Raw genomic sequence first — 14,274 nt, forward strand, 5'->3', positions numbered from 1 at the left:
GAATACCCGATTTTGGTTATTTCCCGCCTTCCTTGATTCATTCCCCCGAGCCTTTCGACGTCAAAAATCGCTCCCGACGATTTTTAAAACAGGTAAACAAAGTCGACCTTCTTTTTAGTAGGTTTTTAATAAAACGTCGTTTTTATCGCTTGAAATTCCGATTATCGGCGGTTTAACCTGACATACGTCAGGCGGATAAGCCGAACTCGGGCCCGCGCAAACAATATCCTTTTAAAACAAGGGATTCATAGGAGCGCATAGCCCTGGCAAACAACCGGCGACGGTTAACTCGGGAGAGTTTTCACAAGCAGCCGAATTCCATATACAAATAGCTCAATAACATGTACTGAATCATCAAAAAGTGAACCATTAGAGAACAATAAGGAGTCACCGATGAAACATCGTACCCTGCGCAGAGTGCTCGCCCCTGCCCTGTCCAGCGCCCTGTTGGTATCCGGCGCTGCTTTCGCCGCCGAGGGCGGCGATTTCGAATGGCCCCGGCTGCTGGTGATCGGCACGGCGGGCACGTCTTCCGCCAGCTTCGCCTCCACCAATGGCTGGACACCAGTGCTGCAGAAACAAACCGGTTCCGTTGTCCGCGCCGTGCCGGAAGACAACGAGGCCATGCGTTATCGCCGTCTTACCGATCGCCGCGATCTCAACATCAGTTCAGTATCCGCCGCCGAAATGCGCTTCCAGATCGAAGGCATCGGCGGTTACGCCGCCACCAAACCGGCGTCCATGCGCGTGCTCTGGCATCATAACGACACCCCCTGGGGATTCGTGGTTTCCGGCGATTCCAAGCTCAAGTCCCTGGAGGATCTGAAAGACGGCGGATACCGGGTGGCCAAGGGCATGTTCTCTCCCCCCATGATCGCCGCCGCCACCCAGGCCCTTCCGGCGTTCATCGGCCTGTCCGAAGAAGAGGCCGAGAGCAAGATCAACTATATTCCCGCCAGCAGCTACGCGGAAAACTGCCGCTCAGTCGTGGAAGGTAAAGCCGATGTGGCCTACTGCGCGCCGGTGAGCTCAGTGCTGTCTGAGATGGAAGGTGCTCCCGGCGGTATCCGCTGGTTACCACTGAGCCACGAAAACAAGGAAGGCTGGGAGGGCTATCTGAGCTACCGGCCCATGCTGGTCCCCACCAAGATCGAGCTGGGTGTCTCCACCGCCCGGGGCGTGGATGGTGCCACCTCCAACTTCGTTTACACCGTAACCACCGATGCTGATGAGGATTTCGTTTACCACATGGCCAAATGGATCCATGAGTCCTATGACGACTACAAAAGCAACCACCCCATGGCCGCGCGTATGTCCCTTGAGCAATTCCGCGCCTACCTGGATCGCACGCCTCTGCCGATACACGAAGGCACCGTGAAATATTTGCGAGAAATCGGCGCCTGGAGTGAGGAAGACGACGTTTGGAACGAACAGGCCAAGGCCAAGATGGACCACTGGGTGCAAGCCCGCCAGGCGGCTTTGCAGGAAGCCAATAAAAATGGCGTCAAGGTGGACTTCGAGAATCAGGCTTTCCTCGATATTCAAGACAAACATACGCAGGATCTTGAAGGTTTCCGATCCCGCCTGTGAGACTGCCTGACCCAGCGAACCGCTTCAGTCCGAAAGAGGCTCACCTTCGGCCTGGGGCGGTTTGCTTGTGATGTTCTTGGCCTAATGCAGCCGAGCTGCACAAGGGGCATCTTCCTTCTCCATGGGCGCCATAAAAAGATCAGGAAAGCTGACCTTATTTTTCTGAAAAATCAGTAAACAAAATCGACCTTCTTTCAGGTAGGTTTTTTGGGGTCGATACGCATGGTATGGCTTGAATTCTGGACACCCGACAGTTTAATCTGGGACACTCGATATTTTTGAAATAGTGTTTCAAAAAACCAATCACCACTCAATTACCGAATTCGCGGGAGCCTCATACCAACACTCCGAAGCACACCGAGTACTCACCAGCTAGCCAAACATACCAAGCCACTGTCTACCCCGCGCTCAGGGCAAGGGGACACTGATAAAAATTGTATCTTTTAGAAGAACAAGGAATCATTCGATGAAACATTCCGCTCTGTTCAAAACCTTGGTCCCGGCATTGTCCGCCGCGGCCCTTCTCACCTCCCCTATCGCCAGCGCCGATGACACCGATAACTTCGAATGGCCAAGGCTACTGGTCGTGGGCACGCCGGGTACCGGCTCGGCCAGTTTCGCGTCCACCAATGGCTGGGCACCGATTCTCCAGAAAGAGGTGGGAGCCGTCGTCAGGGTGGTGCCGGAGGATAACGAATCCATGCGCTATCGCCGGCTCACCGACCGCCGCGACATCGCCCTTTCCTCCGTGGCCGGCTCGGAAATGCTGTATCAGATCGAAGGTATTGGAGGTTATGCGCCAACCAAGCCCGTTGCGCAGCGGATCATTTGGCACCACAACGACACCCCCTGGGGGCTGGTGGTTTCCGGTGACTCCAAGTTGCAAACCGTGGAAGATCTGAAGGACGGCGGCTATCAAGTGGCCAAGGGAATGTTTTCTCCCGCCATGATTTCCGCGGTCACTGACGGGTTGGGAGCCTATCTTGGCCTTTCCGAGGAACAGAGAGAGCAGACTCTGCGTTTCGTGCCCGCGGGGAGCTACGCTGAAAACTGCCGTTCCGTGGTGGAAGGCAAGGCCGACGTCGCCTGGTGCTCACCAATCAGTTCAGTGATGTCCGAACTGGAAGGCGCACCGGGCAGCATTCGCTGGCTGCCACTGGACAGTGACAATACAGAAGGCTGGAACGCCTTTCTTGAGCACCGTCCGATGCTGATTCCAACGGAGATCAGTCTTGGCGTCACTACCGCCCGTGGCATTGATGGCGCCACTTCCAACTTCCTCTACGCTGTCCCGGCCGATACTGAAGAAGACTTCGTATACAACCTGGTCAAGTGGTTTCATCAGTCCTACGACGCCTATAAGGGCTCCCATCCAATGGCGGCCCGGATGTCACTGGAGCAGTTCCGCGCTTACCTGGACCGCTCTCCTCTCCCGATTCATGAGGGCACCGTAAAGTATTTGCGTGAAGTCGGCGCCTGGACCGAGGAAGACGATGCCTGGAACGAGGCGGCCGCGAAGAAAATGGAACAGTGGATGCAGGCACGCCAAGCCGCTCAAGCAGAAGCAAGCAAGGCTCGCGTCAAGATCGACTTCGAAAACCCGGATTTCGTCGAGATTCTCAACAAACACACCCAGGGTCTTGAGCGCTTCCGGTCTCGCCTTTGACCGCACTGGATGCCGTGGAGGACCGGCCCCGGTCGCCACGGCAGCCCAAAGCCGAATGATCCGTCATTTCCATTGCTGAGCGGAATACCATGAACAACACCTCCACAGAATCGGAGAGCAGCGCCGCGCAAGCGGAACCCACCCGCCTGGGTGAACAGTACTCCTGGCAAAGCCTGCTGTTCGTGCTTCTCACTATCGCTGGTCTGGGCATCGGCATAGTTTATATTTTCGGTATTACCTGGAACGGCGAACGCCTTCTGGAAGGCCAGTACTACTGGTTATTCATCGGCCTGTTCGTGGCTGCCGCCTTTATCGCCTTACCCGCGCGGCGCGGACAAACCCGGATTCCCTTCTATGATTTGATCGCCGCCGCCGCCGCCCTGGGCATCAGCGTTTACTTCTCCAACTATGCCTGGGATATGGTCCAGTCCAGTTGGAGCCATGTTCCGCTCGGCACGGTGATGTGGCTACTGATGCTCGAGGTAGCACGGCGTAGCGGTGGCCTGCCGTTCCTGCTGGTGGTAGTTGGACTGGGGCTGTACCCGCTGATATCCGACCGGCTGCCCGGTTTGTTGATGGGCATTCCCTACAGTTTTGATCGCATGATCGAGGCGCATGTTTTCCGCGCCGAGGGCATGATGGGGATTACCACCAAAATTGTGGCGGAAATCATCCTTGGCTTCCTGGTTTTTGCCGGCGTCCTGATCGCCACTGGTGGGGGGGCCTTCTTCATTGATCTGGCCAATGCCAGCTTTGGCCGCTACCGGGGTGGGCCGGCCAAGGTGTCCGTGGTCGCCAGTGCCTTTTTCGGCAGCCTCTCCGGCTCGGTATTTTCCAATATTGCCGGTACCGGTTCGATCACCATTCCGACCATGAAAAAAGTCGGCTACCCCGCTCATTACGCCGGAGCCATCGAAGCCTGCGCTTCCACCGGCGGGGTACTGATGCCTCCGGTTATGGGGGCCATCGCTTTCGTCATGGCCATCACAATCGGGGTGGATTATGCCACTGTCATGGTCGCGGCCATTCTGCCCTCATTGCTGTTCTACTTCGGGCTGCTCTTACAAGTGGATGCCTACGCCGCCCGTACCGGGCTGAAAGGCATGCCTCGGGATCAGCTCCCTGCGGTAAAAGAGGTTCTCAAGCGAGGCTGGCCGTTCATTTCCGTGCTGGTATTCTTGATCTGGGGTCTGATGTACATGCGTTGGGAGTACTACGCACCCTGGTACGCCTGTGTGCTGATGGTCGCGCTGTCGTTCCTGCAAAAAGACACCCGCATGACCCCGAGAAGGCTGTACCAGACCATCCGCCAGATCGGCGTTTTGGTCACCCAGACCGCGGCCATCATCCTGCCCATCGCCTTCGTGGTCAGCGCACTCACCATCACCGGGGTAACCGGAGCGCTGACATCCGGCCTGGTCAGTATGGGCGGAGGGAATGTATTTCTGATCCTGCTCTTCGGCATCCTCGCCTGTTTCATCATGGGCATGGCCGGACTTGCCATCGTCGCCTATATCTTCCTGGCAGTGACCCTGGCACCAGCGATCATTAATGTGGGCGGACTCAATACCATCGCCGTGCACTTCTTTATCGTCTATTACGCCATGTTGTCGGCCATCACGCCCCCTGTCGGCGCTGCTGCGTTTCTGGCCGCCACCATCGCCGGCGGACGGCCGATGCAGACCTCCTTCACCGCCATGCGCCTGGGCGTGGTGATCTACTTCGTGCCTCTGTTTTTCCTGTTTCAACCGGCACTGGTCTTGCAGGGCGATCTGACGCCGCTGATCTACGTGCTGCCTTCGATCATCATCGGCATCATGCTGATCTCCGGCGGTCTGGAGGGGTATCTGCTGGGCGCCGGCCGGGTGCGCCCCTGGCTGCGTTTTCCGTTGATCGCGGCGGGCTTCGCCTTCAGCTTTCCGGGGCTGATGACCACCATTATCGGTGGTCTCGCCTCGGCGGCGCTGGTAGCGCTGGTCTGGAACGATAATCGTCGACTGACACAGAGCGCGTAATCCACCATAGCCAGAACCAAAGTGCCCGCGGCGATAACGCCGCGGGCACCGGTATATGACACCCCTTCGTTGACGTCAGGCGCTGTCTTTGCCGGACAAGTTGCCGGCGGAGCGCTCCTGCGCCAGCTGATCCAGCATGGCCGCCACCCCCGCGGACACCGTTCGCAGGATGACCTCGTCATCCACGTCCTTGTTAAGCCAGTCCCGCATGGGTGCGAAGGCACCGAGAAAAATAATCAGATTGGCCAGCACTTCCGCGCGAGGGTCTTCCTCGGACAAATGCGCCCGTTGACGCAGATGCGCCGCCAGCCCTTCAATTACCGCCCGGTCACGGGCGCGCATGGCGCGCCGGTCATCCTCCTGTAGATACGGCACCGAACGGTAGATCAGCAAAGTGCCTCGGCGCTTCTTGGTCCAGGTGTCGTGCAGATAATCCGCCACCGTGTCCGCGAACGGCGTGTCACCGCTATGATCCAGACGTTCAGCCAGCGTCGGCACATCCGGACGAAACCAAAGCTTGTTCAACAAACGCCGGAGGATGTCGTTTTTATTGGCGATGTAATCGTAAATACTGGCCTGGTTGACACCGGAGCGGGCACAGATATCGCGAATCGTGGTGGAAGCGAAGCCCTTCTCCAGAAACAGTTCCAGAGCGGCATCGCAAATTTGATTGCGGCGCGTCTCAATCAGTGTCGTATCCTGAACGCCATCAACCACGGCTTCCGCCAACTGCTCGCCGTTCGAGGTCTGCTTCGCGCCCCGTTTTTTATCCGTTGACAAGCGTTTTCTCCAAAAGAAATGAGGGTTTTTCGAGGTTAGCACAGCCCCTGAGGAGGCGGAAGAAACAGTGGCGGCAGGCAAGGCATGCCAGCCGCCACGCCCCTACAATCCGGCCAGACACAAATAACGGGTTTCCAGGAATTCGTCGATGCCGTACACCGAGCCTTCACGGCCAATACCCGATTCCTTGACGCCGCCGAAGGGAACCGTCTCTGAAACGAAGCGCGATGTGTTCACGCCGACCATGCCATATTCAAGCTGCTCGTTGAGGCGGAAAATCCGCCCCAGATCCCGGGTGTAGGCATACGCCGCCAGGCCATAAGGGGTATCGTTGGCGAGCCGGATCGCCTCATCCTCATCGCTGAAACGATAAACCGGCGCCACCGGACCAAAGATCTCGGTATTGAACACTTTCATCGCCGGGGTGACGTCACCCAGCACGGTCAACGGGTAGAAAGTGCCTCCCAGACCGGCATCACCGCCACCACCGGTCACCACCGTGGCACCCGACGACACCGCGTCCTCCACCAGCGACGAAACCTTTGCAAACGCCGCCGGATTGATCAACGGCCCCTGGGTCACGCCATCCCCGGTCCCTTCGCCCAACGTCAGTGCTCCCACCGCCCGGGCAAGCCGTTCCAGGAAGGCATCGTAGACGCGCTCGTGCACCATGATGCGATTGGCGCAGATGCAGGTCTGACCGGTGTTATAGAATTTGATGGCAATGGCGCCGCGCACCGCCTCGTCCAGATCCGCGTCTTCAAATACCAGGAACGGCGCGTTGCCGCCCAGTTCCAGACTCACCTTCTTCACCGTGGCCGCGCACTGAGCCATCAGCAATTTGCCCACCGCGGTGGAACCGGTAAACGACAGCTTGCGCACTTGCGGATTGGAAGTCAGTTCTCCGCCCACTTCCGCGCCATGGGATGCGGTGACCACATTGAAAACGCCCGCCGGCACCCCGGCCCGTTCCGCCAGCACGGCCAATGCCAGTGCCGACAGCGGCGTGTCCTCGGCGGGTTTGAGTACCACGGTGCAGCCGGCCGCGAGAGCCGGTGCTACTTTTCGGGTGACCATGGAGGACGGGAAATTCCATGGGGTAATCGCCGCCACCACACCGATGGGGTGGCGCGTTGACCACTCACGGCGGCTGTTGTCCGCCGGCGGCAGAATGTCCCCCATCACCCGCATCGCCTCCGCGGCGAACCAATCGACGAAATTGGCGCCGGACAGCACCTCCGCCCGGGCTTCCGCCAATGGCTTGCCCTGCTCCAGAGTAAGCAGCAGCGCCAGGTCATCGGCGTTGTCAATGATCTGCTGATGCCAGCGGCGCAGAATCGCCATGCGCTCGCGGGCCGACCGGCGGCGCCAGTCCTTGAAGGCGGCCGCCGCCGCTTCCACCGCGGTACGGGCATCAACGGCCCCCATATCCGGCACCTGAGCCAGCACCTCGCTGCTGGCCGGATTCTTGACGTCGAAAGCAAGACCGGAGCGCGCGTCACACCAGACACCGTCGATCAGTGACTGGTCACACAGCAAAGTCGAATCCTGAAGTTCCGCGGACATAGCCGTCTCCGTGGGTAGGGGCAGCCCCGTATGGAGCCTGGATAACAGTGGTGGCATGAAAAGTACCATGGAAAGCGCCATGGAAAGCGCCATGGAAAGCGCCATGGAAGGCGCCATGGAAGGCGGGACAGTGTAAATCGTCTTCACGGACGATGTCCCTTCCCACCAACTTGCTTTATACGATATACAACATACAAAGACCCGTCGGTGCGGCCAACCCGCATGACCGGCCCCCAATGACGTTACCTACAAGGACGCCAGCCATGACTGCAGAACAACAAAACGGTGTATCGGACAGTCGCCGCTTCGAATTCCAGGAGTTCGGCGGTCCGATCGCACCGCAAAGCTACGAGCTCCCCGCCCCCGCCGGCAACGAAGTGTTGCTCAAGGTCAACTACTGTGGCGTCTGCCACAGCGACGTTCATCTTCACGATGGCTATTTCGAGTTGGGCGGCGACAAACGCCTCAACTTCGCCATGCCACTGCCGCTTACTCTGGGCCACGAGGTGATCGGCACCGTGGTGGCGGTGGGCGACCAGGTCACCGACGCCAAACCCGGCGATCAACGCCTGATCTACCCGTGGATCGGTTGCGGCAAATGCGGTGCCTGCCAGAAAGGCGAAGAAAACCTGTGCGTCACTCCGGCTCACCTGGGCGTGAACAAGCCTGGCGGCTACGCCGACCACATTGTCGTGCCCCATTCCCGCTATCTGCTCGACATCAGCGGCCTCAACCCCGGCGACGCCGCCACCCTGGCCTGCTCCGGGCTGACCACCTTCTCCGCCATCAACAAAGTGCTGCCGCTGGCGGATGACCAGTGGATCGTGGTGATCGGCTGCGGAGGCCTGGGCCAGATGGCCCTGCGCATCCTCCAGGCCATGGGCATCGGCAACGTGATCGGTATCGATCTGTCCGAGGAGAAACGCAAGCTGGCGCAGGAAAGCGGCGCCCGCCACAGCTTCGACCCGAACACCCCGAAACTGAACCGGGTGGTGGCGGAAACCTGTCCGGGCACGGTGCAGGCGGCCCTGGACTTCGTCGGCAATGAGCAGACCGCCCAATTGGCGCTGGGCCTGCTGGGTAAGGGCGGAAAATACGTACCGGTGGGTTTGCACGGCGGCGAACTGCGTTACCCGCTGCCGGTCATTACCAACAAAGCAGTGAGCATCATCGGCTCTTATGTGGGCACACTGAAGGAATTGGAGGATCTGGTGGCGTTCGCCAAGGCGAAAAACCTGCCGCCCATTCACATCGAGCACCGTCCGCTGGAAGGCGCCGCTCAAGCCGTGGCGGATCTGGAAAAAGGCCAAGTGGCGGGTCGGGTGATTCTCGACGCAGGGAACTGACTCAGTTTCACCCTCTCCCCTCAAGAGAGAGGGTGAAACAGCCTCGCCGTTTACTGCACCCGCTTGACCACCACGCTGCCAATGGAATAACCGGCGCCAAAAGAGCAGATCACCCCCTTGCTGTCCACCGGCAGGTCGGCGTTGTACTTGTGGAAAGCGATAATGGAGCCGGCGGAACTGGTGTTGGCGTACTCGTCCAGGATCACCGGCGCTTCCTCTTCGCTCGGGTCACGCCCCAGCACCCGACGGGCGATGAACTGGTTCATGCTCAGATTGGCCTGGTGCAGCCACATCCGGCGCAGCTCTTCCACCGGCAGATCCAGGTCACTCAAATGGCCGCTGATCTGCTCGGCCACCATGGGACAAACTTCCTTGAACACCTTGCGGCCTTCCTGGCGGAACAGTTTGTCACGGGCGCCGATGCCGGACGGGTCAGCCCGATTCAGGAAGCCGAAGTTGTTGCGGATGTTATTGGAGAATTTGGTTTGCAGGCGGGTGCCGAGAATCTCCCAGCGGTTGTCGCTGGTGGCGTCCTCGGCCCGCTCCACGATCACCGCGGTGGCCACATCACCAAAGATGAAGTGACAATCGCGATCCTGCCAGGCCAGGTGGCCGGAACAAATCTCCGGATTGACCATCAGCACACGCCGGGCGGAGCCATTGCGCACCGCGTCCACCGCCGCCTGGATACCGAAGGTGGCGCTGGAACAGGCCACGTTCATGTCATAGCCCCAGCCATGCTCCATGCCCAGTGCCTGTTGCACTTCCACCGCCATGGCCGGATAGGCGCGTTGCATATTGGAACAGGCCACCAGCACGGCATCCAGATCGTCGGCTGTCAATTTGGCGTTTCCCAACGCCTGACGGGCGGCGTTGACGGCGATCTCCGCCTGCACCGACAGCTCGTCATCGGAACGCTCGGGAATGCTCGGGCACAGCCGTTCGGGATCCAGCACGCCTTCCTTATCCAGCACATAGCGCTGTTTGATGCCGGAGGCTTTCTCGATGAAACCGGTACTCGAAGGGCTCAGAGCTTCCAGTTCACCGGCCTCGATGGCGGCGGCGTTGCTCTCGTTATAGAGCTGCACGTATTGGTTGAACGACGCCACCAGTTCGTCGTTGCTAATGGACTGCTGCGGGGTCCACAGCCCGGTTCCGCTGATCACTACGGATTGGGTCACTAACCTGTCCTCTCTGCAAAGGCGCACCGGGCGCCGCGACAGTAAATGATGTCATTATCCGGATTCAGCCCCGTGGGCGCAAAACCGATGTTTCAAGAGCGGGCTGAAGGCGCTCGGTGGCGACTCAGCAAGCTTCCCACTGCCGGTTCAAACGCTTGGCCGACACCGACATACGGGTCCCCAGCGGCTGCGCGAACAGGCTGACCCGGTATTCCTCCAGCATCCAGCGGAACAGCGCCAGCGGCTCAGGCAGGCGCCAGTGCGGCGTTTCCCCGGCCCGGCGGCTGAACTTTTCCCAGAATGCCTCCAATTCCGCCACCTGCGCCCGGTCACGCCCCAGCTGCCCGCCCATTTTGTCCAGACGCTGCTCGATAGCGCTCAGATAACGCGGGTACTCCGACAGCCACTCGCCAGGCACGGACAGCAGAAAATCCGTTTCAAACAACGCCGAAAGCTGCGTCTTCAAATCCCGGTGGGCATGGGCCCAGGCCAGAGGGAAGCCCTTTTCCAGCCGCGCCATGATGCCACGATAGCAGGCGAACACCTCGCCCCAATGGCGAACGGCGCGTTCCGCCGCCGGTACAAAGTCGCCACGGCCGGAGTCCAGGCGGTGGCGAAACGCGCTCTGATCGCGGACCGGCTCGGCATGAAAGCGGAAATGGTCCGCGGCGGTCCGCAACAATACGTGTTCCAGCGCCTGCCGCGCCATGGCACTTTTTTCACTTTTCAGTTTTTGCCAGCCAATCGTCGCGCCGGCCTGCCGTTTCAGAGACCGGAGCTGATCCGGCAGGCGCAACAATGCCAGGCGGGCACAGCCATGACCATGGCGCCAGGCAGCTTCCTCGGCGTCATCGAAAAAGTCCAGCCGCACCCGATCTTCCAGATCCCGCAGCCCCGGGTAACGGCGTAGCACGATACCGCCGCGTTGCCGCTCATCGCATTCCGGCACCTCGCCGAAATCCCATTCACGGCTTTCCGGCGCGGGTGTCTCCTCGATCACTTCGCCTTGCGTCGGCGTCCGCCCGCGCAAGCGCTGGCGCAAATCCGCCGGATCGCGGCCTTCCACCACCACTTGGTCGCCGTCCATCACACGCAAATTCATGCGCAAATAATCCGGCAACTGATCCTCGCGCCATTCTTCCTGCTCCACCCGCACCCCGGTCATACGCTGCAATTCCCGGGTCATCGCCGGCAGTAGCGGCTGATCCGGCGTCAACGCTTCCATCAGCGCGTTGACGTAATCCGGCACCGGCACGAAATGCCGGCGACGCGCTTTCGGCAGACCGCGCAGCAGCGCTTCCAGCTTCTCCTGCAACAACCCCGGTACCAGCCACGCCAGCCGTTCTTCCGGAATCTGATTCAACGCCGCCAGCGGCACCACCAGTGTGACGCCATCACGCTGCCCGGTGGGGTCGAAACTGTATTCCAGCGGCAGATGCATGGCCTCCACCACCAATTCGTCGGGGAAAGCGTCACGCTGCCATTGCGGCGTGCGGGAGAGCAGCACGTCGTCCCCCATGATCAGGGCCTGACGTTCCGCTTCCGAAGCGTGCTTGCGATACCAGGTCTCCAGATGCGTGAGGGTATGAAGCGATTCCGGCAACCGTTGATGATAGAACTCGAAGCGCGTCTGCTCGTCGGCGAGAATGTCACGGCGGCGCAGTTTGTGCTCCATCTCCTCCAGCGCTTCCAAGCGTTCCCGGTTGGTCTTGACGAAAGCCGGCTCACGGCTGAGCTGACCGGCCACCAGCCCTTCACGGATCATCAATTCCCGCGCCAGCTCCGGCTCCATCGGCCCGTAATGCACCCGGCGGCCGGAGGCCAGAATCAGCCCGAACAGGTTGACTTGCTCCCGTGCCATCACGCAGCCGCGCCGTTTTGACCAGTGCGGTTCATAATACTGACGCTTCACCAGATGGCCGGCTTCCGCCTCGATCCAATCCGGTTCCACTCTGGCCACGCAACGGGCGAACAGGCGGCTGGTTTCCACTTGCTCCGCCGCCATCAGCCAGCGCGCGCCGTTCTTCTTGCCGGCGGCTTTGCTCAGTGCCGAACCCGGCCAGACCAGTGGTTTGCGGTTGCGGGTGGAGAGCCACTCGCCCTCCTCGCCTCGCATCATCACGTTGCCGAGCAAGCCACAGAGCAAGGACCGGTGAATCGCTTCGTATTCCGCCGGGCTGTCATTGAGAGCCCAGCCTTCCTGTTTCGCCAGCAGCAGCAATTGGCGGTGCGTGTCCCGCCACTCGCGCATCCGTGACGGCGCCAAAAAGGTTTTCTTGAGCCGTTTCTCGAACTGGCCACGGCTGAGTTCCTCGCGCTGCTGTTCCGCCCACTGCCAGAGATTCCAAAACCAGAGGAAATCCGATTCCTTATCCTGGAACGGCTGGTGAGCCTGATCCGCTTGCTGTTGTTTTTCGCGTGGACGCTCGCGCGGATCCTGCACCGCCAGCGCGGCGACGATCGGCAGCACCTCGCGCAACGCCTGTTTCTCCGCCGCCGCCACCAGCATGCGCGCCAGCGTCGGGTCCAGCGGAAAACGGGCCAACTGTTTGCCCAGAGTGGTGAGCCGGCGCTCGCCGCCCAGCGCGCCCAGTTCTTCCAGCAGGCGATAGCCGTCGCGGATGAAGCGGCCATCCGGCGGCTCCATGAACGGGAAGTCCTCCACCCGGCCCAGCCCCAGATCCGCCATCTGCAAGATCACCGCGGCCAGGTTAGTGCGCTGGATTTCCGGGTCGGTGAACGCCGGGCGGTTGATGAAATCGTCCTCGCTGTACAAGCGGTAGGCGATGCCCGGCATGATCCGCCCGCTGCGGCCGGAACGCTGGTCGGCACTGGCCTGGGATACCGGTTCCACCGGCAGACGCTGGACCTTGGAATGCACGCTGTACCGGCTGATGCGCGCGGTGCCGGCATCGATCACATAGCGAATGCCCGGCACCGTCAGCGAGGTTTCCGCCACATTGGTGCTCAGTACGATGCGGCGGCCACGGTGCGACGAAAACACCCGTTGCTGCTCGGCGGCGCTCAGGCGGGCGTATAACGGCAGCAGTTCAGTGTCACGGAAATCGCAACGCTTGAGGTGATGGTGCACATCGCGGATTTCCCGTTCGCCGCTGAGAAACACCAGCACGTCGCGAGCCACCGGGCGGCCGTCCCGGCGCTCCTCGCTGTCGATCCGCCGCAGCACCTCTTCCACCTGCCAGCCCAGTTCCCGTTCTCCTTCCGGCGGGCAGTATCGAATATCCACCGGATAGGTGCGGCCGGACACCTCGAACACCGGCGCGCCATTGAAATGATTGGCGAAACGGCGATGGTCGATGGTGGCCGAGGTGATGATCACCTTCAGATCCGGGCGGCGCGGCAGCAGTTGCTTCAGATAGCCGAGCAGGAAATCGATATTGAGGCTGCGTTCATGGGCCTCATCGATGATCAGCGTGTCGTACTGGCGCAGTTGCCGGTCATGCTGAATCTCGCTGAGCAGCATGCCGTCGGTCATCAGTTTGATCAGACTGTCCGCGCCAACCTGTTCGGCGAACCGGACCTTGTAGCCGACCAGCCCGCCCACCCGGGTATCGAGTTCCTCGGCCAAACGCGCGGCCACGGACCGGGCCGCCAGGCGACGGGGTTGCGTATGGCCGATGTAGCCGTCCACGCCTCGCCCCAGTTGCAGACAGATTTTCGGCAGTTGGGTGGTCTTGCCGGAACCGGTTTCGCCGGCCACCACCACCACCTGATGATCACCAATCGCCTCGGCCAGTTCCTCACGGTGATGCACCACCGGCAGGTCCGGCCAGCGCAATTCGGACACCAACGAGGCACGCCGTTGACGCTCCGCCACCGAGGTCTCGATCGCCGCCGCCAGCTTGGCCCGCGTCGCGTCATTGGGACGGCGGCGCAAGCCTTCCAGGCGCTTGCGCAAACGGCCGCGATCGGCGCCGCGCACCTCATCAAGACGACGCTGTAAATCCTTCAGGGAAAGGTCAGTCATAATTCACGAATTCGGAGAGAGATCGCGGTCCTTTTCGGTATGAAAAGGACCGCTGGTGTTTCACAGTCGAGGCCCCATTCGCTTGCAAGGCAAGCTCCTACAGCGGCTAAAGATCACCTTTTTTCCGCTGTCAACTGTCAAC

At 60.4% G+C, this 14,274-nt stretch carries 9 protein-coding genes; 5 read left to right on the forward strand and 4 right to left on the reverse strand.

Annotated elements, in window-relative coordinates; genetic code table 11:
* Positions 1-393 precede the first annotated feature (393 nt).
* The 3 genes from B5T_RS12235 to B5T_RS12245 all read left to right on the forward strand — a co-directional run bounded on the left by B5T_RS12235 (position 394) and on the right by B5T_RS12245 (position 5,271).
* The gene (locus B5T_RS12235; protein ID WP_014994819.1) at positions 394-1,590 is read left to right on the forward strand and encodes a TAXI family TRAP transporter solute-binding subunit; all 1,197 of its coding nucleotides are present in this window, start codon (positions 394-396) and stop codon (positions 1,588-1,590) included.
* 466 nt (positions 1,591-2,056) lie between these two features.
* Positions 2,057-3,256, forward strand: coding sequence for a TAXI family TRAP transporter solute-binding subunit (locus B5T_RS12240; RefSeq protein ID WP_014994820.1), 1,200 nt, complete (start codon positions 2,057-2,059; stop codon positions 3,254-3,256).
* Positions 3,257-3,345: 89 nt separating this feature from the next.
* Complete coding sequence (locus B5T_RS12245; protein ID WP_014994821.1) at positions 3,346-5,271, forward strand: TRAP transporter permease; 1,926 nt, start codon at positions 3,346-3,348, stop codon at positions 5,269-5,271.
* A 75-nt stretch (positions 5,272-5,346) separates the two neighbouring features.
* Here B5T_RS12245 and B5T_RS12250 read toward each other — a convergent pair whose 3' ends face one another.
* Entirely contained in the window at positions 5,347-6,051 is a 705-nt protein-coding gene (locus tag B5T_RS12250; RefSeq protein WP_014994822.1) for a TetR/AcrR family transcriptional regulator, read from the reverse strand.
* A 102-nt stretch (positions 6,052-6,153) separates the two neighbouring features.
* Positions 6,154-7,617, reverse strand: coding sequence for an NAD-dependent succinate-semialdehyde dehydrogenase (locus B5T_RS12255; RefSeq protein ID WP_014994823.1), 1,464 nt, complete (start codon positions 7,615-7,617; stop codon positions 6,154-6,156).
* Positions 7,618-7,627: 10 nt separating this feature from the next.
* On the opposite strand from B5T_RS12255, the gene B5T_RS23750 reads away from it, so the two are divergent.
* Complete coding sequence (locus B5T_RS23750; protein ID WP_268237315.1) at positions 7,628-7,753, forward strand: hypothetical protein; 126 nt, start codon at positions 7,628-7,630, stop codon at positions 7,751-7,753.
* Positions 7,754-7,880: 127 nt separating this feature from the next.
* The gene (locus B5T_RS12260) at positions 7,881-8,963 is read left to right on the forward strand and encodes a 6-hydroxyhexanoate dehydrogenase (protein ID WP_014994824.1); all 1,083 of its coding nucleotides are present in this window, start codon (positions 7,881-7,883) and stop codon (positions 8,961-8,963) included.
* Between the two features lie 50 nt (positions 8,964-9,013).
* On the opposite strand, the gene B5T_RS12265 is transcribed toward B5T_RS12260, so the two are convergent.
* Together B5T_RS12265 and hrpA are read right to left on the reverse strand one after the other, a co-directional pair.
* Entirely contained in the window at positions 9,014-10,144 is a 1,131-nt protein-coding gene (locus tag B5T_RS12265; RefSeq protein WP_014994825.1) for a beta-ketoacyl-ACP synthase III, read from the reverse strand.
* A 124-nt stretch (positions 10,145-10,268) separates the two neighbouring features.
* On the reverse strand, positions 10,269-14,132 hold the full coding sequence (gene hrpA, locus B5T_RS12270) for an ATP-dependent RNA helicase HrpA (RefSeq protein WP_014994826.1): 3,864 nt from the start codon (positions 14,130-14,132) through the stop codon (positions 10,269-10,271).
* Positions 14,133-14,274 lie beyond the last annotated feature (142 nt).

The sequence above is a fragment of the Alloalcanivorax dieselolei B5 genome (assembly GCF_000300005.1).
Lineage (GTDB): Bacteria > Pseudomonadota > Gammaproteobacteria > Pseudomonadales > Alcanivoracaceae > Alloalcanivorax > Alloalcanivorax dieselolei.